Source organism: Streptomyces luteoverticillatus, assembly GCF_003970715.1.
Lineage (GTDB): Bacteria > Actinomycetota > Actinomycetes > Streptomycetales > Streptomycetaceae > Streptomyces > Streptomyces abikoensis.
Genome location: NZ_CP034587.1, coordinates 5,618,146 through 5,640,204 on the forward strand (window position 1 = coordinate 5,618,146; position 22,059 = coordinate 5,640,204).

Consider the following 22,059-nt stretch of genomic DNA (forward strand, 5'->3'; position numbering starts at 1 on the left):
GAGTTTTTCCCCGGACGGGCTGCGATCAGCCCGTCCGGCGTTTGAGGACCGGGGGCTCGGGGGCGGAGCCCTCGAAAGAAACGGTGAAAGGGTGGGTCAGGGGCCGGAAACCAGTAGCGCCACCGGCGCCGCCCCCAGCAGCTCCGCAACCGCCACCCGCCCCCGCCATTCCCCGCCCCCAGCAGATCCCGCCATGTCCCGTCCCCGGGCAGCTCCAGGGCCGTCCCCCGCCAGCCACCCGCTTCCGCCAGCCGTCCCGCCAGCCGGCACACCACGGTGACGACTCGCGCCGCCCGCGTGAAAGCGACGACATGCTCCGCCGCTGGTCCGGACGCGTACTGCGGCACATACGAGCCCCCCTCCCCGAACCACTCCGGCCGCTCGCGCCGCAGCCGCAGCGCCGACCGCGTCAGCCGGAGCTTCTCGCCGGCGAGCCCGTCCTCCGTCCCGTCGGGGAAGGGAGGGACCGGCCGGTTGTCCGGGTCGACGAGCGCCCGGTACAGCCCCTCCGTCCCCATGTACACATCCGGCACCCCCGGCATCGTCAGGTGGAGCAGCGCCGCCCCCAGGGTGTTGGCCCGTATGGAGGCCAGGACCTCGCCTTCGAACGCGGCCAGGGCCTCCCGGCCCGCCGCCCCGCAGGGGCCGGTGGTGACGAAGGCCGCCACCGCCGCCTCGTACGCCGCGTCCGGTTCCGTCCACGTCGTCAGCAGCGCCGCCTCCCGGGCGCCCTTGAGGGCGGCGGGCACGAGCCGGGCGGGGTCGGGGTCGCCGAGGGCGAAGGCGTTCTGCCAGGCGGTCCACGCCAGGTGGGGATCCGGGGCGGGGGAGTCGGACCACAGCCGGTCCATCAGCCGGGCCCAGCGCGCCGGGTGCTCGCTCAGCGCGGCGATCCGCGCCCGCGCGTCCGCGCTGCGCTTGGTGTCGTGGGTGGACAGGACGGTCCCGCCGTGGGGCCGGTCGCGCTGCGCGCGGGCGCAGAAGGCGTGGAAGTCCTCCGGGGCGACCGCCGGCCGGTCGGGGGTGCCGCCCACCTCCGTCGCCGACAGCAGGGGCGCGTAGCGGTAGAAGGCGGTGTCCTCGACGGACTTGGCGCGCAGCGCCGACGCCGTCTGGGCGAAGCGGGCGCGGAAGTCGCGCTGGTCGGGGCCGTCGCCGAGGCGGCCGAGGGCGGCGTCGCGGATCAGTTCGACGGCCCGGGCCTCCTCGGGCACGGCGAAGGCGGTCCGGGCCCCCCGGGCGGCCTCCTCCAGCAGGGCGGCGTCCGTGGGCGCGGCGGGCCGTCCCGCCGTGACGTACGGGCGGTAGACGGGCAGCCGGACGAGGATCTCGCACAGGGCGGTGCGCAGCGTCCAGGGGGCGTGGTCGCGCAGCCGGTGGGAGGTCTCGCAGAGGCGGACGGCGGTGCGGACGAGCCGCTCGGTCTCGGCGGCCAGCTCGTGGCCGATGACCCGGTGGGCGGCGCGGCGCGCGGTCGCGGGCCAGTCGCCGCCCCGGTCGGGCGGGCAGCCGGTGAAGGCGAGGTAGACGTCGGTGAGTTCGCCGAGCCCGGCGGGGTCGGTGAACAGGCCGTCGAGCCGGCGCAGGGCGTCGTAGCCGGTGGTGCCGGCGACGGGCCAGTCGGCGGGCAGCCGTTCGTCCCCGGCGAGGATCTTCTCCACGACCGTCCACCGCCCGCCGGTGGCCTCGTGCAGCCGCCGCAGATACGCGGGCGGGTCGGCGAGCCCGTCCGGGTGGTCGACGCGCAGCCCGTCGAGGACGCCTTCGCGCAGCAGGCGGAGGATCGTGGCGTGGGTGGCGGCGAAGACCTCGGGCTCCTCCACGCGCACCGCGATCAGCTCGGAGACGGTGAAGAAGCGCCGGTAGTTGAGCTCGGTGCGGGCCAGCCGCCACCAGGCGGGGCGGTACCACTGGGCGTCGAGCAGCTCGGGCAGCGGGAGACGCTCGGTGCCGGGCCGCAGGGGGAGGACGTGGTCGCCGTAGCGGAGTACGCCGTCGGCGGTGGTGAAACGGTCCAGCTCGTCGCCGAGCCGGCCGGCGAGCACGGGCAGCAGGATCTTGCCACCGTGCTCGGCCCAGTCGACGTCGAACCAGCGGGCGTACGGGGAGGCCGGGCCGTCGCGCAGCACGTGCCACAGGGGGCCGCCCGGCCGTCCGGCGGCGGGCAGGGCCATGTGGTTGGGCACGATGTCGGCGATCAGCCCCAGCCCGTGCGCGTGGGCGGTACGGGCCAGGGAGCGCAGCCCGTCCTCGCCGCCCAGCTCCGCCCGTACCGTCGTGTGGTCGACGACGTCGTAACCGTGGGTGGAGCCGGGGACGGCCTCCAGGAGGGGGGAGAGGTGCAGGTGGGACACGCCGAGCCCGGCGAGGCGGGGCACGACCCGCTCGGCCGCCGCGAAGGGAAAGCCGGGCTGGAGCTGGAGCCGGTAAGTGGCGGTAGGCGGCTTCACAAGAACATGCGTACCCACCACGGAGCCCCGTAAGGGGCGCGGGGCTGTGTCGACCTGCGGCTGCCGCCGCGTGAGCGCGATCAACCCCCACCGGCCGGCAGGCGACCGGATCGCGCTCACCCCGGCCGCTGCAACACCGCCAGACTGCGGTCGACAAGAGTCAGCCGTTCCCCCGCCCGCACCTTCGGCCCGTCCGCCGCCACGCCCTCCGGGCGCGCCGTGTCGACGACGACCTGCCACTGCGCGCCGTGGTCGACCGGGACGGTGAAGTCCAGCGGCCGGTCGTGCGCGTTGAACATCAGCAGGAAGGAGTCGTCGGTCACCGGCTCGCCCCGGGGCCCGGGCTCGGAGATGGCGCTGCCGTTGAGGAAGACGGTCAGGGACCTGGCGTGGGCTACCTGCCAGTCGCCATCCCGCATTTCCCCCCCTTCCGGGGTGAACCAGGAGATATCGGAAAGCTCGTCGTGGGTGCCCTGCATCGGCCGCCCGTGGAAGAAGCGCCTGCGGCGGAAGACGGGGTGGTCGCGGCGGAGCCAGACCAGCGAGCGGGTGAAGCGCAGCATCCGCAGCGCCCGTGCCGTCTCCTCGTCCACGTCCTCCTCCGCCCCCTCCGGTCGGCGCGGCCAGCGCACCCAGGACACCTCGCCGTCCTGGCAGTAGGCGTTGTTGTTGCCGTGCTGGGTGCGGGCGAACTCGTCGCCGTGGCTGAGCATCGGCACGCCCTGCGACACCATCAGGGTGGCGATGAAATTGCGCATCTGCCGCTCGCGCAGGGCGAGGATGCCCGGGTCGTCGGTCGGCCCTTCCGTGCCGCAGTTCCAGGAGCGGTTGTGGCTCTCGCCGTCCCGGTTGTCCTCGCCGTTGGCCTCGTTGTGCTTGGCGTTGTACGCGACGAGGTCGTGGAGGGTGAAGCCGTCGTGGCAGGTGACGAAGTTGACGGAGGCCAGCGGGCGCCTGCTGTCGCCCTGGTAGAGGTCGGAGGAGCCGGTCAGCCGGGAGCCGAACTCCGCCAGGGTGGCCGGCTCGCCCCGCCACAGGTCCCGCACGGTGTCCCGGAACTTTCCATTCCACTCGGTCCACAGGGGCGGGAAGTTGCCGACCTGATAGCCGCCCTCGCCCACGTCCCACGGCTCCGCGATCAGCTTCACCTGACTGACCACCGGATCCTGCTGCACCAGGTCGAAGAACGACGACAGCCGGTCCACCTCGTGGAACTGCCGCGCCAGCGTCGCCGCCAGATCGAAGCGGAAACCGTCCACCCGCATCTCGGTCACCCAGTAGCGCAGCGAGTCCATGATGAGCTGCAGCACGTGCGGGCTCCGCATCAGCAGCGAATTGCCGGTGCCGGTGGTGTCCATGTAGTAGCGCGGATCATCGGTCAGCCGGTAGTACGACGCGTTGTCCAGCCCCCGGAACGACAGCGTCGGACCCAGATGGTTGCCCTCGGCCGTGTGGTTGTACACCACATCGAGAATCACCTCGATGCCCGCCGCGTGCAGCGCCCGCACCGCCGTCTTGAACTCCAGCACCTGCTGACCCCGGTCGCCCCACGACGCGTACGCGTTGTGCGGCGCGAAGAACCCGATGGTGTTGTAGCCCCAGTAGTTGACCAGTCCCGCGTCCACCAGCCGGTGGTCCTGCACGAACTGATGGACCGGCATCAATTCGATCGCCGTGACCCCCAGCTCCCTCAGATGCCCGATCACCGCCGGATGCGCCAGAGCCGCGTACGTCCCCCGGATCTCCTCCGGCAGCTCCGGGTGGCACATCGTCAGGCCCTTGACGTGGGCCTCGTAGATGACCGTGCGGTGGTACTCCGTCCGGGGTGGCCGGTCGTCCCCCCAGTCGAAGTACGGATTGACCACCACCGAAGTCATCATGTGCGGTGCCGAGTCCATGTCATTGCGCTTCTCCGGCCGCCCGAAGGGATAGCCGTAGACCGCCTCCCCCCAGTCCACCGCCCCGCTCACGGCCTTCGCGTACGGGTCGAGCAGCAGCTTGGCGGAGTTGCAGCGCAGACCGCGCCGCGGCTCGTACGGGCCGTGCGCCCGGAAGCCGTACCGCTGACCCGGCATCACACCCGGGAGATACGCGTGCCATACGAACGCGTCGGTCTCCTTCAGCTCCACCGCCGTCTCCGAGCCGTCCCCGTGCAACAGGCACAACTCGATCCGTTCGGCGGCCTCCGAGAAGACCGCGAAATTGGTCCCGGCGCCGTCGTACGTGGCACCGAGGGGGTACGCCTGTCCCGGCCAGACCTGCATGCCCAGAAGTCTTCCACCCCCGGCCGCGCTTTCCGCAGATCTTCCGCAAAAGCCGGTCCGCCGCCCGCCCCGAGGGCTCTGCCGAGCGGGTGACACCACCCTTCCGCCACCCGTCCGGCTACTTCTGGCTATGAATCAGATCACGTCCGCTGCCCGGGTATCGGACAACCGGCACGTCCGACGGCAGAGTTGGCCGAAGGCCCGACGGACGCGCGTGCACCCCCTCCCGCCCGCGCAGTAGTCTGCCTTGATCATTGGGAGCGGGGGCGGAAGGCGGTGCGCTGGTGAGCTCGGGCGGGCTGGAGCTGCCCCCTGGGGACGGCTGTCCGGAAGAGGACGGCACGTCCGACACCCCTCCGGGCGTGGTCTCCCTGACCCGCCCGAGGGAGATCGGGGCGGAACTGGACTGGGGCGCCGACGCCTGGGGCGAGGTGCGCACACGCGCCCGCCGGGCGGGGCGTGCCTACATATGGCTCAACCTGGTCGAGCAGCGGCTCCGCGCCGTCGTCGCCGCCGTGCTGCGCCCGGTCTACGAGCCCGTCCACGGCGACGAGGAATGGGTCGTCGCGGCAGCCGGCCCGGCCGGCCAGGAATGGGTGCAGCGCGCCGTCGCCGTCCGCGAGGTCAGCCGCCGCAAGGGCTATCTGCTCGACCCGGCCGACGACAACGTCCTCAGCTTCCTCACCCTGCCCCAGCTGCGCGAGCTGGTCGTCCAGCACTGGCCGTGCTTCGAGCCCTACCTCGACGACCGGCGCGAGCTCGAACTCGTACTGGACGAGCTCGAGGTGGCCCGCAACGTCGTCTCCCGCAACCGGGCGCTCTCCCAGACCGTCCTCGCCCAGGCCGAACGCGCCTCGGCCCGGCTGCTGGACATCCTCGGCAGCGGCAGCGGCGCGGGCGCGTCCTCCGGCGACCGGCTGCCCATAGACGCCGTCGAGGACCTCGTCGGCGACCGCTACGCCGACGTCGTCGGCGTCCACCCCGACCGGGTGCGCCTCCAGCGCCAGCTGCCCGTCGAGGACCTCTTCAGCAGCGCCCGCCGCCTCGACGCGGTCGGCATCGGCCTGAACCTGCTCGTCCAGAACTACTCCGGACGGCGCATGGTCCGCCTCGCCGAGGCCGGCTGCCGCACCCGGCTGCTCTTCCTCAACCCCGCCAGCAGCGCCGTGCGCCGCCGGGAGCGGGAACTGGGGATCAAGAAGGGCGAGATGAGCCGGTCCGTGGAGATGAACATCCTCCACATGCGGCGGGTGCGCGCCGCGCTCCGGGACGCCTCCTCCTTCGAGATCCGCGTCTTCGACGAGACCCCGCGCTTCACCGCCTACCTGGTCAACGGCGACGGCTCGGACGGGGTCGCCGTGGTGCAGTCCTATCTCCGCAAGGCGCGCGGCATGGAGTCGCCCGTGCTCGTCCTGCGCGGCGGCCACGGCCGGGGCGTGCTCCGGGAGGGGCGCCCCGACGCGGACGGCGGGCTCTTCGACACCTACCGCGAGGAGTTCGAGGGCGTGTGGGAGGACTCCCGGCCGGTGTCCTAGCGGACTCCTCCTTCGGGGCCGCGGCCCGTTGTCAGTGGGCCGTGCGACGCTGGGGACCAGACGGGGGAAGCACAACCGACAGGGGGGACCGCGATGGCCTGGCACGAGGAGCGTCTGGTCGGCTTCGATCTGGAGACGACGGGCACCGACCCGTCGACGGCCCGGATCGTCACCGCGGCGGTCGTGGAGACCAAGGGCGGCGAGGTCGTCGCGGGCCGGCGCTGGCTGGCCGACCCGGGCACGCCGATACCGGCCGAGACCACGGCGATCCACGGCATCACGACCGAGCAGGCCGCCGACTGCGGGCGGCCCGCGCGCGAGGTGGCGGAGGAGGTGGCCACCGCCCTTGTCGGTCACTGGTCGATGGGCGTGCCGGTCATCGCGTACAATGCCGCCTTCGACCTGAGCCTGCTCTCGGCCGAGCTGGAGCGGTACGGCCTGCGTTCGCTGACCGAGCGGCTGGGCGAGGACGGCGCGGGCGCGCCGACGGCCGTGGGCCCGGTCGTCGACCCCCTCACCATCGACCGCGCCGTCGACCGCTACCGCAAGGGCCGGCGCACGCTGGCCGCCGCCTGCCGGGAGTACGGCGTCGTGCTCGACGGGGCGCACGAGGCGGGTGCGGATGCCCTGGCGGCCGTGCGCGTGGCGCGCGCGATAGCCGAGCGGTACGCGCACATCGCGGCGGCCGACCTGTGGGAGCTGCACCGCGACCAGACGCGGTGGTACGGGGAGTGGGCGGCCGACTATCAGAAGTGGCTGCGACGGCAGGGGAATCCGGAGGCGGTGGTGGAGGGAACGTGGCCGCTGCGCTGAGGTAAGGAAACGGTAAAATCGGCTGGTAATGTCGTTGATCCGCCGATTCGACCTGCCTGAAGGATCTTGCATGAGCATGCCCACTCCGCCTGGCGACCAGAATCCTGTGGGCCAGGCGCCGACCGGCCAGGATCCCTGGGGCCCCCGCCCGGCGGGACCCGCCCCCTCGTACTGGCCGCCGTACCCGATACCCGTGCCGCAGCCACGCAACGGCATGGGCATCACGGCCCTGGTCCTCGGCCTCACCGGCGTGGTCCTCGGCCTGACCGTCCTCCTGTTCTGGCTGTCCTGGCTGCCGGCCCTGCTGGCCGTGGTCTTCGGCTTCGTCGGACTGAGCTACGCGCGTAGGGGGCTGGCGACCAATAAGGCGATGGCACTGGCCGGGGTGGTCCTGGGCGGGGTCGGTCTCCTGATCTCGGCCGGCGTCGGCGTGTTCTTCGTGGTGGTGGCGAAAGAGGTCGCCGACGACGGTCGTGCGGAGGCCGCGCGGGTGAAGGCGGAGGCCGCCGCGGAGGAAGAGAAGGAGAAGGCGGAGGAGAAGGCCAGGCACCTGTCGTTCGGTCAGTCGTACACGTTCGAGAACGGCCTGAAGGTCACGGTGGCCAAGCCGCAGCCGTTCGACCCGCGCGAGCCCGTGTTCGGCCACGCGGAGGGGAACAAGGCCGTCGAGGTGACGGTCACCGTCGTCAACACCGGCACGGAGCGGCTCTCGGTCGAGTCGGGGCTGCCCAGTGTCAACGACGCCAACGGGGCCTCCACGGAGCTGGTGATCGACGGAAGCGGACGCCAGAAGGTCCTCACCGGCTACGTCCTGCCCGGCAAGGAAGCCGTCGGCAAGTACGCCTTCTCGCTGCCGTCCGACGCGGCCGGCAAGGCCGAGGTCGAGTTCACCCCCGACGCGAAGCGGTGGGCGAACGCCTACTGGTCCGGCCCCACCTCCTGAGCGGTCGGGCGCCGGCCGCGCCGGTGTTCAGCCCGGTGTTCAGTCCGGGGGCTCGTCCGGCCGCGGTTCCCTGGAGCCGCCCGTACCGCCGGTCCGCTCCCCGGAGTTCTTGACGTTCTCGGTGCCCTTCCGGCTGCGGGAGGTCTCCGGGCCGGCCGGGCCCTGCCGTGGCGTGGCGCCCGCCTGCTGGTCCTGCATGTCCCGGGGAATGGCCTTGCGATGCCCGGACGTCTTCCTGGGCTGCTGCCGAGCCATATCGGCCACCTCCGTGGTCGTGAGCGCGCACCCACCACGTGGATGCGGCGGGCCCCCCGGGTACCCGCGAGCCGGTCACACATGCGGGGCCGACGAAACCGCGGTCCCTACCTCGCCTCCGCCGCCTCGATCCGGTGCAGCGTCACCTCGGTGAGCTCGCCGCCGTCCGCACGAGCGGTCATGTACGTGCGATAGGGCTGACGGCGCCGGTCGGTGGGCGAACCGGGGTTCAGCAGGCGCAGGCCGCCGGGGGCGGTGGTGTCCCAGGGGATGTGGCTGTGGCCGAAGACCAGCACGTCGGTGGACGGAAAGCGTTCGGCGCAGCGTTCCTCGCGGCCGAGGGCCGGGCCGGTCTCGTGGACGATCGTGAAGCGCAGTCCGCCGAGCTCGGCGTGGGCGATCTCGGGCAGCCGGGCGCGCAGCTCGGGGCCGTCGTTGTTGCCGTGGACGGCGACAAGACGGCGGGCGCGGGCGGTGAACAGCTCCAGGGTCGCGGTGTCGGTCCAGTCGCCGGCGTGGAGGACGACGTCGGCCCGGTCCATGGCGTCCAGAAGGGGTGGCGGCACCTTCCGGGCCCGGGTGGGCAGGTGGGTGTCGGACGTCAGGAGCAACCGCATGAACCGCACTGTAGCCCCGGCGCCCAGCGGTGGCGGGACCTGACGGTATGCGGTGTGCTGACCATGCCGACAAGGGGAAGAGCGCTTCCCGACCCGTCCCCCTACGCCTGGATACGCCTGGAGAGACCGTGACCATCGCCCTCGACAAGCTGAACGACCCGGCCGTGCGCGCGTTCGTGGGCGCGCTCAACGCCGGAGACCGTGTTGCCTTCGCCGCCGCGCTCACGCCCGGGGCCACCATGTCGGACGACGGCTCGGACCGGGACGTCGCCGACTGGACCGAGCGCGAGATCTTCTCCTCGGGCGGCCACATGGACGTCGAGACGCAGACGCTCGACGGGCTCGGCCTGGTCGCCAACTACCGCAACGACACGTGGGGCGAGATGCGCACGGCCTGGCGTTTCACTGTCGACGACGGAAAAGTCAGCCGCTTCGAAACCGGGCAGGCGTAAACCCTGGACCCATAGGCCCTGGACCCTAGCCCCGTACCCTGAGCGCGCTCTCGTCGCAGGAGACGATCTCCAGCTCCCGTCCGGGCCGCCCGGCCGTCGGGAAGGAGATCGTCAGCCGGACGCCGTCCTTGGTCTGCCAGACGCCGGGCACGGAGTCGGGGGCGTCACCGCGCCCGATGGGGTGGTCGATGAACGTTCCGTCGGCGGCGAACTCCATCCCTTCCCGCCCTCGCGAGGGCGGGAAGGGATGGTCGGCGGGCCGGTAGACGGAGACGTCGGCGGAGTCCTCTTCGCGGGAGTGGATCCAGCTCCGGAAGAGAGCCGGGGGTGGCTCGTTCATTCCTCAAACACCTCAGTAATCGCCCGGATTCACCTGAATGGCGGGATCCGGAAGGTTGACATACGGTTGGAATTGAATTCCGGTATATCCATCTCTTTCCACGTTCTACGGGTCTACCGTAGACGCCATCGGGCCCGACTCTCTCCCGTAACTCGCCGCGTCAGACGGCGGTCAGAGGAGGTGCCGCATGCCCGAGAACCGGCAGAACGCCACATCCGAGAGGTCACCCGAGAGCCTGCTGTGCGGGACCATGGAAGTCCACCGCAGACTGCTCACCGAACACGCTCCGTACGCGGGGGCGCGTGCGGCCCTCGAGAACAAGGCCTTCGCCTACGAGAAGGGGCACGAGCGGACCACGCGTGCCGGAGTGACCCTCATCCAGGTCGTCGTCCACGTCGTGCACCAGAACGGCGCGCAGAACATCGACGACGCGCAGGTCGCCAGCCAGATCGAGGCCCTCAACCGGGACTACCGCAAGACCAATACGGACGTCTCCGGCGTCCCGGCCGTCTGGCAGGCACTGGCGGCCGACTGCGACATCGAGTTCCAGCTGGCCACCACCGACCCGTCCGGGGCGCCGACCAACGGCATCACCCGCACCCAGACCGCGACAGCGAGTTTCGGCACCGACGACGCCGTGAAGTCGACGGCGACCGGTGGCCAGGACCCCTGGCCCACCGACCGCTACCTCAACCTGTGGTCCTGCGAACTGGGCGGCGGGCTGCTCGGGTACGCACAGTTCCCGGGCGGACCGGCCGCCACCGACGGCGTGGTCATCCTCCACTCCGCGTTCGGCACCAGCGGGACCGCGACGGCACCGTTCGACATGGGCCGCACCGCGACCCATGAAGTGGGCCACTGGCTGAACCTCTTCCACATCTGGGGCGACGACGGCACGGCCTGCAACGGCACCGACTTCGTGGCCGACACCCCCAACCAGGGCGGGCCCAACTTCGGCAAGCCGAACTTCCCCCGCGTCACGTGCAACAACGCACCCGACGGCGACATGTTCATGAACTACATGGACTACGTCGACGACGCGGCCATGTTCATGTTCACGGAGGGCCAGCTGGCACGCATGAACGCCACCCTCGACGGCCCGCGCGCCTCGTTCCTCAGCGCGTAGCCGCGCCGGTCAGAAGGGACAGCCGGTCAGAAGGGATACCAGCGCACCGTCGGGTCGTTCTCGCGGAGGGAGGCGACCCGGCGGCGGAACTCCGTGAGGGCGGCCGGATTGCCCGGCGCGTGCTGCGCCACCCAGGCGCAACTGGCCGTCTCCCGGGCCCCGCGCAGCACGGCGCAGCCCTCCCACTCCCGGACGTCCCAGCCGTAGGCGTGGGCGAAGGAGTGATAGGCGTCCGGGTCCAGCCCGTACCGGTCCTTGCTGAGGGCCATCACCACGAGATCGTGCTCGCGCAGGTCCGAGGCGAACGTCTCCAGGTCGACGAGTACGGGACCGTCGGGCCCGATGTGGACATTGCGGGGGAGGGCGTCGCCGTGGATCGCCCCCGGTGTGAGATGCGGGGTGAGGGCGGCGGCCGCGGCGGCGAACCCGTCGCGGCGCTCGCGCAGATAGTCGGCGTCGGCCGGATCGATCGCCGTCCCGGCCAGCCGCAGCCACCGTTCGACACCGCCCAGCAGATCGCGCCGCGGCAGCCCGAACCCGGGCTCCGGGAGGGTGTGCACCTGCCGGAGCAGCACGGCCAGATCGGCGGGATCGGCAGGGCGTTCCGCCGCCGGGAGCCGGTGCCAGAGCGTCACGGGGTGCCCGTCGGCGACCAGCACCTCGGGCTCCGCGGCCCGCACCGCCGGCACGCCCGCCTCCGCGAGCCAGGCGGCGATCCGCAGCTCACGGGTGGCGCGCTCCACGAGGGACGCGTCCCGGCCCACCTTCGCGACGAGACCGTCGGCGGCGAACACCGCGTTCTCGCCGAGGGCCAATAGCTCGGCGTCGGCCGCCGGGAGCGGGGTGCCCGCCTCCGCGAGGAGTTCCCGCGCCCGTTCTTCGGTGAATGCCACGCCGTTCCTTCCGCTTTTCCGCTCTCCAGGATGCCGCCAGTCTCCCCCATGGACGGCGGTATCCGGACACGCCGGAGTTCGGCCGATCACGTAACCCCTGGTACGGTCGCGTCCCATCGGCCGCCGTGCCCAACCCCCACGGGGCACGGCGGCCATCTCGATAAGCTCCTCCACGTTCTGCGTGATCTTGCGAGAGGAGCTTCGCCCATGACCACCGCGATACTCGGCTTCGCCCTCTTCTCCCTGCTGGTGGCCATGGCCCCTGGCCCCGACACCCTCCTCGTGCTGCGCAACTGCCTGCGCGGCGGCCGCCGCACGGGCAGCGCGACCGCGCTCGGCGCGGCGGCCGGCTCCCTCGCCTGGGGCGTCGCCGCGGCCCTCGGCCTGGCGGCGGCTCTCCAGCGCTGGGACGCGGCCTTCACGGTCGTCAGACTGGCGGGGGCGGTGTACCTCGTCTTTCTGGGGGCGCAGGTGCTGTGGGCCCAGCGGCGGTCGGCCGCTGCCGCGGCTGTGGAGGTGCCGGACGAGGGCGGGCAGGCCCCGGGGGCAGGGGAGGCGTTCCGCCAGGGGCTGCTGAGCTGTCTGCTCAACCCCAAGGTGGGGGTCTTCTTCGTGGCCGTCGTCCCGCAGTTCCTCCCGGAGGGCGGGGGGTCGGCGCTGGGCACGACGCTGTTGTTCGGCGCGGTCGACGCGGCGGTCGCGGGCGTCTGGCTGCTGCTGGTGGCAGCCGGTGCCACCCACTTGCTGGGCTGGCTCCGCCGGCCCCGGGTGCACCGCAACCTTGAGCGGACGACGGGCGGGGTGCTGGTGGCGCTGGGGGTGGGGACGGCGGTGGAGGGTTAATAGCGGGGGCCGGGGGCGATGGTGACCTTGCCGGGTGGGAAGAGGTCCAGGTTCAGGACCTCCTTGGCCTCCGCGATGACGATGTCGAGAGGTTCGGCGGTGGCGAGTGGGCTCAGGTCGACGACCGTTTGATGTGGCCAGTGGCAGGAGAGCCTGAGCAGCCGGAGTCCCGGGAAGAGCTTGCCCACGGGTGTCAGGTCGACAGGGTGCGAGGGACTTAGGAGCGTGAGTTCCCGCACCTGGGGGAGCACGGGAGCTATGGCGAGCCGGGGCATGTCCTGCTCGACGATCACCAAGCGAGTCAGTCGTGGGAGGCGCGTGAGCTCTTCACGATCCGCGTCGGGGAATCTGGGGGCATTGATGGCGAGAAATTCCAACCCGTCGAACGCGTCCAGTCCCGTCAGGGATCGCGACGCGTTCTGCTGCCATACGTAGAGCCTCCGCAATTTGGGCATGGCGGGCAGGGACGAGGTGTGCGACCGGCGCACGGGGAGGTCGAGGTTCAGCTCCTCAAGCTCCGGCAGCTCGGCCACGCGGCGCAGGTCGTGCGGGCGAGTGTCGTTGATCATCAACTCGGTGAGCGGCAGCCCGTCGAGCGGCGACAAGTCAGTGATCTCGGAGCACCCGAGCAGGGAGAGGCTGCGTAACTTGGGCAGTCTCCGGAGGAAAGCCACATCGCTCAGCCGCAGGTTGGCGGACAAGATGATGCTCGTCAACCGGTCCGGATCGACCACCGCCAGGATTTCTTCTGCGGAGAGATCTCCGAAGAAGCGGATGTCCGACTTCTGCGGGAGGTTTGGGGCGAGTTCCAGACCAGCGCGGCTGCGGACGGTAATGGTGCAGTCGGTCGGCAGGTGGTTGAGGATCTCTTCCGCGAACTCCCCGGTGTCGAACGAGTCCCAGCGCGCCGACAGTGCGCTGATGACGCGCGGGCCGCGACAGCCGCGATACCGCTTGAGCAAGGTGAGAGCGGCGTCCCCGCCGACGTCCGCCGCCGTGTGGACGACAGCCTCCGCCTCCTTCTCCGACAGCCCCTGCGGACCCGGCAGCAGATCGAGGATCACCGGCCCCACCATGGCCAGCTTCTGCGCCTCGGCGTAGCCGCGTGGCGGCAGCAGCGCCGCCGCCCGCTCCTCCACCGTCGCCCGGACCTCGGGGTCCAGCTCGGTGGCCTGCTCCAGGCACGCCATGGCGAGCAAGTGCAGCCGCGTGCGATGGTCGCCGGCTTGGTCACCGCGTGCCACGAGCTGGCGCAGCAGCGTCGCCCGCTCGGCAGGCCGCGCATGGGCCACGGCCATCCGTACGACGTCCTCCCACTGGTCGTCGTGGGCGTTCCGCACCAGCAGTCCGAGGTCGTGCCCTTCGACGACGGCCTTCGCGCCGAGGTAGTCCTGGAACGTGCGGTGAACGAAGTCGATGGTGTCCGCCGTCGGTCTGCGCAGCAGTCCGCAACGGGAGACCAGGTGGGTGAGGATCTGCCGGGCGTCGCCCTGTCCGGCGACGGTGGGCATCGCGGGAAGAACGTCTTCGAGGACAACCAGGGCGATGTTCTCCCCCATCTCCGCCTGGCTGTTGCGGATGAGCCAGTACGCCAGCCGCTGCAGCAGCTGAACCGCCTCGTGCTGCGTGAGGCTGATCCCCTCGGGGGCCTCGATGCCCCGCTCGTCGTCCCTCCGGCCGAGCAGCATGGCCAGCGCGGCCTCGTACAGCTCCATCCGGCTCCGTGGCAGACGCCCCCGCCGGTCGCGGTGGAGCGCACACAGCAGCGCGCACATCAGCGGCGTGGTCGCCAGTTGGGCCAGTGACCGCTGGGCCCGCACGGCGTCCTTGAAGCGCTCTTCGAGTTCGGGCTCGGTACCGGCCGCCGTGTGCCACCGCGTGGCGAAGACGAGGACGTCCTTCCGGTTCATCGGTCGTACGGTCAGCTCGGCGAACCCCGCCGCTTCGAGCCACCGTTCGGGCACGGCCGTCGGCCGCGTGGTGACCAGGAAGGTCGACCGAGGGTAGGCCGCGATCAGGTCGCGGAGCCACTCCTTCGTCTCTTCGCGCCGATGGGCGGGCACCTCGTCGATGCCGTCGACGAGCAACAGCCCCCGCCCGTTCGTCAGGACCCGGTCCGCCCAGTGTGATGGCTGCGTCGCGGCGAGCGGGCACCTGATGGCTTCCAGGAAACGGTCCGGAGCGGGTGGGGCGCTCTTGAGGTCGAGCCTGCGCAGGGGAATGACGAAGGGGATGCTCCCGCGCCGGGCGGAGGTGACGGCCAGCCACTGGACGAGCGTGGTCTTGCCGCTGCCCGCGAGCCCGCGGATCAGCGCTCGCTGCTGCCCGGCCAAGGCCTTCTCGGCACGTTCGACGACGGTGAGGGAGCCGTCGCGCCTGCTCGTCAGTTCCAGGCTGACGTAGGCGGGCTCCAGCGGCCAGCTCGCCGCGTGTGATCCCCGTAGGTCGAGGCCGACGACGGTGAGCCCGCTGTGCCGCTCGACGACATAACGGCAATACCGTTCTTCGAACGGGATGTCGTCCGCCCGGACAGCGGCCTCGACGATCTCCTCCGCCGCTCTCTCCCGCAGCACCAGCAGCGGGCCCGGGTCGGCGCCCAGGGCCTTGGCGAGAGCCACCACCGTGCCCTCCGTCGGCACCTTCCGCCCGTTGAGGGTCTGGCTGACGGTTGTGTGTCCCAACCGCGCCCGTCGCTCCAGCGCCACATGCGTCAGCCCGCGCTCGAACCGCAACCGGCGTAAGCGCGCGGCCAGTTCGCCCAGCGCCCCCGAATCCGCACCCATGCGTTCATCTTCATACGCGCGAACGTCGGCGAACGCGAAATCGCGGAAGTTCAGCCCATGGCCCTCGAACTGCTCATCCTCATCACCGCGTTCACCGCGATCCTGTCGCGCACCGACACCACCCCCGCCGACCGCGCCGCGCTCCTGACCGCCTTCGTCAACGTCCTCACCCTGCTCACCCGGTAGCGGCCACGACCACCGAACGCGTCACCCGCGCCGCCTCCTCGTACCGCCGCAGCACCAGCGCGGCCACCTCCGGCGCCGGCCCCAGCACGTTCGCCAGAAAGTCGGCGTCCCCGGCCCGCGCCCCCGCCGCGATGCGGTCCGGCAGGCGCCCCGGGGCCAGGACGTACGGTGCGACCGCCACGCGCCGTATGCCCTCGGCGCGCCGCAGCGCGCGCACCGCGTCCTCCGTTCTCGGAAAGGAAGAGGAGGCGGAGGCGAACGCGGGTCGCACGGCACACCAACCACTCGCGTGCCGCCACTCCCGCGCGATTTCTGCGATCACCGCGATCGCCTCCGGGTCCGATGAGCCCGCCGAGGCCAGGACGACCCCGGTCGAGCTCCGGTCGGCGTCCCGCACCCCGGCCTGCCGCAGCCGTCGTTCCAGTGCGTCCGTCAGCAGGGACGACGGGCCCAGGACGGGGGCCTGGTGGACGGACAACGAAGGAAGCGCGGCCGTCGCACCCGCCAGCACCGCCGGAATATCCGCCTTCGCGTGGAACGCCCGCGTCAGCAGCAGCGGAACCGCCACCACCTCCCCCACGCCCTCCGCCGCCAGCCGTTCCAGTACGCGCGGCACGCTCGGCGCGCAGAAGTCCAGGAAGCCGACCTCCACGCGCAGCCCCGGCCGACGCTCCGCGACCGCCTGCCGCAGCGCGGTGACCGTCGCCGCGTGCCGGGGGTCGCGGCTGCCGTGGGCGATGAGGAGGAGGACCACAAGCAGCGCCCCTATCGCGTCGCCAGGCCGCGCGAGCGCAGCACCCTGCGCTCCAGCGGGCTGAAGACGATCAGGTCGATGGCGATGCCGACGAACAGGATCAGGATGATGCCCAGCAGCACCCCCGGCATGTCCGAGTCCGTGCGGGCGTTCTCCAGGTACTGGCCCAGGCCCAGGCCCAGGTCGGGCGAGGACGCGATGAGTTCCGCCGCCATCAGCGATCGCCAGGAGAAGGCCCAGCCCTGCTTCAGCCCGGCGAGGTACCCCGGCAGTGCCGCCGGCAGCAGTATGTGCCACGCCCCGCGCGCGCCCGTCGCGCCCATCGTGCGGCCCGCGCGCAGGTACAGCGGGGGCACCTGGTCGATGCCGGAGACCAGGCCGTTGGCGATGGACGGCACGGCACCCAGCAGGATCACCGCGTACATCGCCGAGTCAGTGATGCCCAGCCAGATGACGGCCGCCGGCACCCAGGCCACCGACGGGAGCGACTGGAGCCCGGACAGGACCGGGCCCAGTGCCGCCCGTATCAGTGGCACTCTGGCCACCAGCAGTCCCAGCGGCGTGCCGATGGCGAGGGCGGCGAGGAAGCCGAGCAGGCCCCGCGAGACGCTCGTCCAGACGATGCCGAAGAGCGTGCCCTCCAGCCACAGCCGGCGCAGGGCGCCCCACACCGCCGACGGGTCGGGGAGCTTGTAGTCGTCCGTGACACCCGCCAGGACCAGCAGCTTCCACACCACCAGCACCAGGACGACGGCCGCCACAGGCGGCAGTACCTTGCGCAGCAGCACTTCCCGCAGCGGTGTCCGCTTCACCGGTACCGCGTCGAGGGCGTCCAGGCCGGCCTCCAGGCCCGCCAGATCCCCCACTCCGGCCCGGGGGCGGTCGGTCTCAGTCCCGGCCATGGCGGCGGATCTCCCCCCGGAGCTCTTCCGTGATCTCGACCGACAGGTCGGCCACCGCCGCGTCCTCGATCCGGCGCGGCTGCGGGATGTCCACCGTCCACTCCCGCACCACCCGCCCCGGCCGGGACGACAGCAGCACCACCCGCTGGCCGAGCCGCACCGCCTCCCGGACGTTGTGGGTGACGAACAGCACCGACAGCGAGGTCTCCGACCAGATGCGCGTCAGCTCGTGGTGGAGCACGTCCCGGGTGATGGCGTCCAGCGCGGCGAACGGCTCGTCCATCAGCAGCACCCGGCTGTCCTGTGCCAGGGCCCGCGCCAGCGCGACGCGCTGCCGCATCCCGCCTGACAGCTCGTGCACGCGCTTGCCGTACGAGCCGCCCAGCCGGACGAGCTGGAGCAGCCGCTCCGCCTCCGCCCGGCGCTCCGCCCTCGGCACGCCGCGCAGCCGCAGGGCCAGCTCGATGTTGCGGCCTGCCGTCAGCCACGGGAACAGCGCGTGTTCCTGGAACATCAGCGCCGGGCGGCCGCCGGGGACTTCGATGGTGCCGGCCGACGGCCGGTCCAGGCCGGCCACCAGGTTCAGCAGCGTCGACTTGCCGCAGCCCGAGGCGCCCAGCAGGCACACGAACTCCCCGGGGCGGACGTCGAGGGTGATGTCGTCGAGGACGGAACGGCCGTCGTAGCTCTTGTGGACGTGGTCGATCCGGACGCCCGTCGCCGGTGCCCGGTCCTCGCCGACGGCGGCCGTGGCGGACGTATTCGTGCTCAGTGCCGGTGCCATCCGGTCACCTCCTGGTCGGGGAGCGGGCATACGAGCCCCTACTGCCGCGTACACGTCACTGCCTGCCGAGCTTCGCCGCGTCGACCGTGGGCCTGCCCTCGGCCGCCAGGACCTTGTTGAGCGGGGCCAGGTCGTAGATGCCGACCAGATCCGGCTTCTCCAGCAGCCCCGCCTTGACCGCGTGGTCCGCCTCGGCCTGGAGGGTGGCGGCCAGCGGGTCGTCCGTCGTCCGGATGGACTGCCACGCCGGGTCGAGGATCTCCGGCGGCAGCTCCTTGCCCGACAGCTTCTTCAGCGCCGCGTTGGCCGAGGCCTTCGCCCGGTCGGGGTTCGCGGCGATCCAGGCGTTGGTCTTCACCGAGCCCCGCAGCACGGCCTCGACGACGTCCGGGTGGGCGTCGAGGAACTTCCGCGACACGATCACATTGGTGATGACGAACTTGCCGTCAGGCCAGAGGGTGCTCTCGTCCAGCAGCACCTTCCCGCCCTCCGACACCAGCTTGGAGGCGGTCGGCTCGGGCACCCACGCGCCGTCGACCGAACCGGACTTGAAGGCGTCGGGCGTCACCTTGTTGTCCGTGCGGACGACGGAGACGTCGCCCTTGCCGCTCTGCGGGTCGACCTTCCAGCCCTGCCCGGAGATCCAGTTGAGGAACGCCACGTCCTGGGTGTTGCCCTTCTGCGGAGTGGCGATCCGCTTGCCCTTGACGTCCTCCAGCGAGCCGATCTTCTTGGGGTCGACGACCAGCTTCACCCCGCCGGACGCCGAGCCGGCGATGATCCGCAGGCTCTGGCCCTTGGACTTCGCATAGCCGTTGATGGCGGGCGAGGGGCCGATCCAGCCGATGTCGATCGAGCCCGCGTTGAGCGCCTCGATCTCCGACGGCCCGGCGTTGAACGTCGTCGAGGTGAGCTTGGTGGTGCCCAGCTCCTTCTGGAGGATGCCCTCCTGCTCGCCGACCAGCGGCGTGGCGTGGGTGATGTTGGGGAAGTAGCCGATGCGCACGGTGCCGGCGGAGAGCTTCGCTCCGGTGGCGGCCGAGGGGCCGGCGTTGGAGCCGGAGGACTTCTGGGAGCCGTAGCCGCAGGCGCCCAGAGCCAAGGCCAGCAGCGGCACGGCGACGAGCGCCGGCCAAGGCCGGCGAGCGAGGGATGACACGAGGGGGGTTCCTCTCGTTCAGCGATACAGGCGGTGTCGGGGACGGGGACGGGCGTCAGCCCGCACATCGCCCCACTCCGCCCTGTCCGCTGCCGAGGGCGCCGCTGCCGATACGGCCGCCCTCCTTGTCGAACGTCGCGAAGGCGTCCTGCGCCCGCCCCGTCATCACTGGAAGTCCCAGCCGTCGTCGGCAGCCGCCACCGGGGTCTTCGCCGCGAACGCCGTCCCGGCCATGCCCGCCGTCAGCGTCGTGCCGTCGGCGGGGTCGATCAGCAGGAAGGAGCCGGTGCGCCGGGAGTCGGCGTACGTGTCGAGCGCGAGCGGCTCGGCGGTGCGCAGCACGACCCGGCCGATGTCGTTGGCGGCCAGCTCGCCGGGGTCGGGGTGCTGGGTGAGGTCGTCGAGGGCCAGCCGTGAAGGCACCGCTTTGACCAGTGCCTTCACCGTTCGCGTGGTGTGCTTGAGCAGCACCCGGTCGCCGACGCGCAGCGGGCGGTCGGCCACGTGGCAGACGGTGGCCTCGACGTCCCGGGTGGTGCCGGGCGCCGTGCCGGTGGGGGCTATCAGGTCGCCGCGCGAGACGTCGAGGTCGTCGGCGAGCCGGAGGGTGACCGACTGCGGGGCCCAGGCCACGTCCACCGGCCCGGCCAGGCCGTCGATGGCGGCGATCGTGCTCGTGCGCCCCGACGGCAGCACCGTCACCGGTTCGCCGACGCGCAGCACGCCGGAGGCGACCTGGCCGGCGTAGCCCCGGTAGTCGGGGTGCGCGGCGGTTTGCGGGCGGATGACGTACTGGACGGGAAAGCGGGCGGGTTCGTCGGTGGCATCGCTGCCGACGGGCACGGTCTCCAGGTGCTCCAGCACGGTGGGGCCGCCGTACCAGTCCATGTGCGCGGACGGGGTCACCACGTTGTCGCCCGCGAGCGCCGAGATCGGGATCGCGGTGACCTCGGGCACCCCGAGCGAGGCGGCGTACGCGCCGAACTCCCCGGCGATCGCGGCGAACGCGGACTCGGCGTAGCCCACGAGGTCCATCTTGTTGACGGCCAGCACCACGTGGGGGACGCGCAGCAGCGCGGCGACGGCCGCGTGGCGGCGGGTCTGCTCGACGACGCCGTTGCGGGCGTCGACGAGCACCACGGCCAGCTCGGCGGTGGAGGCGCCGGTGACCATGTTGCGGGTGTACTGCACATGGCCGGGCGTGTCGGCCAGGATGAACCGGCGGCGGGGCGTGGCGAAGTAGCGGTGGGCGACGTCGATGGTGATGCCCTGCTCACGCTCGGCGCGCAGCCCGTCGGTGAGCAGCGCCAGATCGGGGGCGTCCTGGCCGCGGCCCAGCGACGCCCGCTCGACGGCCTCCAGCTGGTCGGCCAGGACCGACTTGGAGTCGTGGAGGAGCCGTCCGACGAGTGTGGACTTGCCGTCGTCGACGCTTCCGGCGGTGGCGAAGCGCAGGAGCGAGGTGGCCTGGTCGGTGGCGGTGTCGGTGCTCATGGCTAGAAGTACCCCTCGCGCTTGCGGTCCTCCATCGCGGCCTCGGACAGTTTGTCGTCGGCCCGGGTCGCGCCCCGCTCGGTGAGCCGGGACGCCGCGATCTCGGCGATGACGGCGTGGATGGTGGCGGCGCCGGAATCGACGGCGCCGGTGCAGGACATGTCACCCACGGTGCGGTAGCGCACCAGGCGTCTCTCCACCCGCTCGCCGTCGCGGGGGCCTCCCCAGGCGCCGGGGGCCAGCCACATGCCGTCGCGGGCGAAGACCTCGCGTTCGTGGGCGTAGTAGATCGAGGGCAGTTCGATCTTCTCGCGGGCGATGTACTGCCAGACGTCCAGCTCGGTCCAGTTGGACAGCGGGAAGACGCGGACGTGTTCGCCGGGGGAGTGGCGGCCGTTGTAGAGCTGCCACAGCTCGGGGCGCTGGCGGCGCGGGTCCCAGCCGCCGAACTCGTCCCGCAGCGAGAACACGCGCTCTTTGGCCCGGGCCTTCTCCTCGTCGCGCCTGCCGCCACCGAAGACGGCGTCGAAGCGGTGGCGGCCGATGGTGTCCAGCAGCGGCACCGTCTGGAGCGGATTGCGGGTGCCGTCGGGGCGTTCGCGCAGCTCGCCCCGGTCGATGAAGTCCTGCACGGACGCCACGTGCAGCCGCAGGCCCAGCTCGGCGACCGTGCGGTCGCGGTAGGCGAGGACCTCGGGGAAGTTGTGCCCGGTGTCCACGTGCAGCAGCCCGAAGGGGACGGCCGCCGGGGCGAACGCCTTGAGGGCGAGGTGCAGCATGACGATGGAGTCCTTGCCGCCGGAGAAGAGCAGCACCGGCCGCTCGAACTCGCCCGCGACCTCACGGAAGACGTGCACCGCCTCCGACTCCAGCGCGTCCAGATGCGTCAGGGCGTACGGGCTGTCGTACGGCTTGTCCGCCGTGGTCACAGCAGTCCCCTCTCCGTCAGCAGCGCGTACAGCGCCGCCGCCGACTCCTCGACGTTCTGCTCGTGCGCGGGGATCCGCAGGTCCGGGTCGGCCGGCGCCTCGTACGGGTCGTCGACGCCGGTCAGGCCGGATATCTCACCCGCCGCCCGCTTGGCGTACAGGCCCTTCACATCACGCGTGGAGCACACGTCCACCGGCGTGGCCACATGGACCTCCACATATCCCGTGCCGCTCGCCTGGTGGCGCTTGCGCACCGCCTCGCGGGAGTCCGCGTAGGGCGCGATGACGGGCACGAGCACCGTCACGCCGTGCGAGGCCAGCAGTTGGGCGACGAAGCCGATCCGCTGGACGTTGGTGTGCCGGTCCTCGCGGGAGAAGCCCAGGCCCGCCGAGAGGAACTCCCGGATCTCGTCGCCGTCCAGCACCTCCACCGGCCGCCCCTCGGCGCCCAGCCGGGCCTCGAGCGCACGGGCGATCGTCGTCTTGCCCGCGCTCGGCAGGCCGGTGAGCCACACGGTGGCGCCCACGCTCATGTTC

Annotated in this window: 20 protein-coding genes and 1 pseudogene; 7 read left to right on the forward strand and 14 right to left on the reverse strand. The window is 71.9% G+C overall.

The genetic code is table 11. From position 1 onward, the window contains the following. Nucleotides 1-236 precede the first annotated feature (236 nt). Nucleotides 237-2,570: pseudogene (treY, locus tag EKH77_RS25080) on the reverse strand (malto-oligosyltrehalose synthase); the annotation flags it as partial. Next, on the reverse strand, nucleotides 2,567-4,714 hold the full coding sequence (gene glgX / locus EKH77_RS25085; protein WP_126916563.1) for a glycogen debranching protein GlgX: 2,148 nt from the start codon (nucleotides 4,712-4,714) through the stop codon (nucleotides 2,567-2,569). The gene glgX and the pseudogene treY, both read right to left, overlap by 4 nt. 284 nt (nucleotides 4,715-4,998) lie before the next feature. Here glgX and EKH77_RS25090 point away from each other — a divergent pair, with 284 nt between their 5' ends. The 3 genes from EKH77_RS25090 to EKH77_RS25100 all read left to right on the forward strand — a co-directional run bounded on the left by EKH77_RS25090 (nucleotide 4,999) and on the right by EKH77_RS25100 (nucleotide 8,005). Further along, a complete protein-coding gene (locus EKH77_RS25090) occupies nucleotides 4,999-6,249 on the forward strand; it encodes an SAV2148 family HEPN domain-containing protein (protein ID WP_126916564.1) in 1,251 nt (416 codons plus the stop codon). Between the two features lie 93 nt (nucleotides 6,250-6,342). Continuing rightward, the gene (locus tag EKH77_RS25095; RefSeq protein ID WP_126916565.1) at nucleotides 6,343-7,062 is read left to right on the forward strand and encodes an exonuclease domain-containing protein; all 720 of its coding nucleotides are present in this window, start codon (nucleotides 6,343-6,345) and stop codon (nucleotides 7,060-7,062) included. Between the two features lie 70 nt (nucleotides 7,063-7,132). After that, complete coding sequence (locus EKH77_RS25100) at nucleotides 7,133-8,005, forward strand: DUF4190 domain-containing protein (RefSeq protein WP_126916566.1); 873 nt, start codon at nucleotides 7,133-7,135, stop codon at nucleotides 8,003-8,005. A gap of 39 nt (nucleotides 8,006-8,044) precedes the next feature. Here the strand turns inward: EKH77_RS25100 and EKH77_RS25105 are convergent, their stop codons facing one another. Further along, nucleotides 8,045-8,260, reverse strand: a complete 216-nt coding sequence (locus EKH77_RS25105) for a hypothetical protein (RefSeq protein WP_126916567.1) — start codon at nucleotides 8,258-8,260, stop codon at nucleotides 8,045-8,047. A 107-nt stretch (nucleotides 8,261-8,367) separates the two neighbouring features. Further along, nucleotides 8,368-8,877, reverse strand: coding sequence for a metallophosphoesterase family protein (locus tag EKH77_RS25110; RefSeq protein WP_126916568.1), 510 nt, complete (start codon nucleotides 8,875-8,877; stop codon nucleotides 8,368-8,370). A 128-nt stretch (nucleotides 8,878-9,005) separates the two neighbouring features. Here EKH77_RS25110 and EKH77_RS25115 point away from each other — a divergent pair, with 128 nt between their 5' ends. Then, nucleotides 9,006-9,329, forward strand: coding sequence for a nuclear transport factor 2 family protein (locus tag EKH77_RS25115; protein WP_126916569.1), 324 nt, complete (start codon nucleotides 9,006-9,008; stop codon nucleotides 9,327-9,329). A 25-nt stretch (nucleotides 9,330-9,354) separates the two neighbouring features. Here EKH77_RS25115 and EKH77_RS25120 read toward each other — a convergent pair whose 3' ends face one another. Then, nucleotides 9,355-9,669 carry a hypothetical protein gene (locus EKH77_RS25120; protein WP_126916570.1) on the reverse strand — a complete coding sequence of 105 codons (315 nt, stop codon included), beginning with the start codon at nucleotides 9,667-9,669 and terminating at the stop codon, nucleotides 9,355-9,357. Between the two features lie 187 nt (nucleotides 9,670-9,856). Here EKH77_RS25120 and EKH77_RS25125 point away from each other — a divergent pair, with 187 nt between their 5' ends. Then, nucleotides 9,857-10,795, forward strand: a complete 939-nt coding sequence (locus EKH77_RS25125; RefSeq protein WP_206279918.1) for a zinc metalloprotease — start codon at nucleotides 9,857-9,859, stop codon at nucleotides 10,793-10,795. A 26-nt stretch (nucleotides 10,796-10,821) separates the two neighbouring features. Here the strand turns inward: EKH77_RS25125 and EKH77_RS25130 are convergent, their stop codons facing one another. Then, nucleotides 10,822-11,688 (reverse strand): phosphotransferase enzyme family protein, encoded by an 867-nt coding sequence (locus tag EKH77_RS25130; RefSeq protein WP_126916571.1) that lies wholly within the window; start codon nucleotides 11,686-11,688, stop codon nucleotides 10,822-10,824. Nucleotides 11,689-11,895: 207 nt separating this feature from the next. On the opposite strand from EKH77_RS25130, the gene EKH77_RS25135 reads away from it, so the two are divergent. Further along, on the forward strand, nucleotides 11,896-12,531 hold the full coding sequence (locus tag EKH77_RS25135; protein WP_126916572.1) for a LysE family translocator: 636 nt from the start codon (nucleotides 11,896-11,898) through the stop codon (nucleotides 12,529-12,531). On the opposite strand, the gene EKH77_RS25140 is transcribed toward EKH77_RS25135, so the two are convergent. Next, nucleotides 12,528-15,314, reverse strand: a complete 2,787-nt coding sequence (locus EKH77_RS25140; RefSeq protein WP_126916573.1) for an NACHT domain-containing protein — start codon at nucleotides 15,312-15,314, stop codon at nucleotides 12,528-12,530. The genes EKH77_RS25135 and EKH77_RS25140 overlap by 4 nt on opposite strands. 57 nt (nucleotides 15,315-15,371) lie before the next feature. Here EKH77_RS25140 and EKH77_RS34420 point away from each other — a divergent pair, with 57 nt between their 5' ends. After that, on the forward strand, nucleotides 15,372-15,500 hold the full coding sequence (locus EKH77_RS34420) for a hypothetical protein (RefSeq protein WP_276319238.1): 129 nt from the start codon (nucleotides 15,372-15,374) through the stop codon (nucleotides 15,498-15,500). Here the strand turns inward: EKH77_RS34420 and EKH77_RS25145 are convergent. The 7 genes from EKH77_RS25145 to cysC form a co-directional block, all read right to left on the reverse strand. Continuing rightward, nucleotides 15,490-16,254 carry a sirohydrochlorin chelatase gene (locus EKH77_RS25145; protein ID WP_240667514.1) on the reverse strand — a complete coding sequence of 255 codons (765 nt, stop codon included), beginning with the start codon at nucleotides 16,252-16,254 and terminating at the stop codon, nucleotides 15,490-15,492. The genes EKH77_RS34420 and EKH77_RS25145 overlap by 11 nt on opposite strands. Nucleotides 16,255-16,265: 11 nt before the next feature. Continuing rightward, nucleotides 16,266-17,156: an ABC transporter permease gene (locus tag EKH77_RS25150; RefSeq protein ID WP_126916574.1), complete on the reverse strand. Its 891-nt coding sequence runs from the start codon at nucleotides 17,154-17,156 to the stop codon at nucleotides 16,266-16,268. Next, on the reverse strand, nucleotides 17,143-17,940 hold the full coding sequence (locus EKH77_RS25155) for an ABC transporter ATP-binding protein (protein WP_126916575.1): 798 nt from the start codon (nucleotides 17,938-17,940) through the stop codon (nucleotides 17,143-17,145). The genes EKH77_RS25150 and EKH77_RS25155 overlap by 14 nt, the downstream gene beginning before the upstream one ends. A gap of 55 nt (nucleotides 17,941-17,995) precedes the next feature. Then, on the reverse strand, nucleotides 17,996-19,099 hold the full coding sequence (locus EKH77_RS25160) for an aliphatic sulfonate ABC transporter substrate-binding protein (RefSeq protein ID WP_126916576.1): 1,104 nt from the start codon (nucleotides 19,097-19,099) through the stop codon (nucleotides 17,996-17,998). A gap of 165 nt (nucleotides 19,100-19,264) precedes the next feature. Further along, entirely contained in the window at nucleotides 19,265-20,593 is a 1,329-nt protein-coding gene (locus EKH77_RS25170; protein WP_126916578.1) for a sulfate adenylyltransferase subunit 1, read from the reverse strand. A gap of 2 nt (nucleotides 20,594-20,595) precedes the next feature. After that, on the reverse strand, nucleotides 20,596-21,522 hold the full coding sequence (cysD, locus tag EKH77_RS25175; protein ID WP_126916579.1) for a sulfate adenylyltransferase subunit CysD: 927 nt from the start codon (nucleotides 21,520-21,522) through the stop codon (nucleotides 20,596-20,598). Next, nucleotides 21,519-22,055 carry an adenylyl-sulfate kinase gene (gene cysC / locus EKH77_RS25180; protein WP_240667799.1) on the reverse strand — a complete coding sequence of 179 codons (537 nt, stop codon included), beginning with the start codon at nucleotides 22,053-22,055 and terminating at the stop codon, nucleotides 21,519-21,521. Before cysC ends, cysD begins: the two co-directional genes overlap by 4 nt. Nucleotides 22,056-22,059 lie beyond the last annotated feature (4 nt).

Excerpts from the sequence above, each read along its gene's own strand:
- EKH77_RS25110 (WP_126916568.1), bottom strand. The coding sequence starts at position 8,877 with ATGCGGTTGCTCCTGACGTCCGACACCCACCTGCCCACCCGGGCCCGG.
- EKH77_RS25150 (WP_126916574.1), bottom strand. The coding sequence starts at position 17,156 with ATGGCCGGGACTGAGACCGACCGCCCCCGGGCCGGAGTGGGGGATCTG.
- glgX (WP_126916563.1), bottom strand. The coding sequence starts at position 4,714 with ATGCAGGTCTGGCCGGGACAGGCGTACCCCCTCGGTGCCACGTACGAC.
- EKH77_RS34420 (WP_276319238.1), top strand. The coding sequence starts at position 15,372 with ATGGCCCTCGAACTGCTCATCCTCATCACCGCGTTCACCGCGATCCTG.
- EKH77_RS25105 (WP_126916567.1), bottom strand. The coding sequence starts at position 8,260 with ATGGCTCGGCAGCAGCCCAGGAAGACGTCCGGGCATCGCAAGGCCATT.
- EKH77_RS25125 (WP_206279918.1), top strand. The coding sequence starts at position 9,857 with ATGCCCGAGAACCGGCAGAACGCCACATCCGAGAGGTCACCCGAGAGC.
- EKH77_RS25140 (WP_126916573.1), bottom strand. The coding sequence starts at position 15,314 with ATGGGTGCGGATTCGGGGGCGCTGGGCGAACTGGCCGCGCGCTTACGC.
- EKH77_RS25120 (WP_126916570.1), bottom strand. The coding sequence starts at position 9,669 with ATGAACGAGCCACCCCCGGCTCTCTTCCGGAGCTGGATCCACTCCCGC.
- EKH77_RS25155 (WP_126916575.1), bottom strand. The coding sequence starts at position 17,940 with ATGGCACCGGCACTGAGCACGAATACGTCCGCCACGGCCGCCGTCGGC.
- cysC (WP_240667799.1), bottom strand. The coding sequence starts at position 22,055 with ATGAGCGTGGGCGCCACCGTGTGGCTCACCGGCCTGCCGAGCGCGGGC.
- EKH77_RS25100 (WP_126916566.1), top strand. The coding sequence starts at position 7,133 with ATGAGCATGCCCACTCCGCCTGGCGACCAGAATCCTGTGGGCCAGGCG.
- EKH77_RS25170 (WP_126916578.1), bottom strand. The coding sequence starts at position 20,593 with ATGAGCACCGACACCGCCACCGACCAGGCCACCTCGCTCCTGCGCTTC.
- EKH77_RS25095 (WP_126916565.1), top strand. The coding sequence starts at position 6,343 with ATGGCCTGGCACGAGGAGCGTCTGGTCGGCTTCGATCTGGAGACGACG.
- EKH77_RS25135 (WP_126916572.1), top strand. The coding sequence starts at position 11,896 with ATGACCACCGCGATACTCGGCTTCGCCCTCTTCTCCCTGCTGGTGGCC.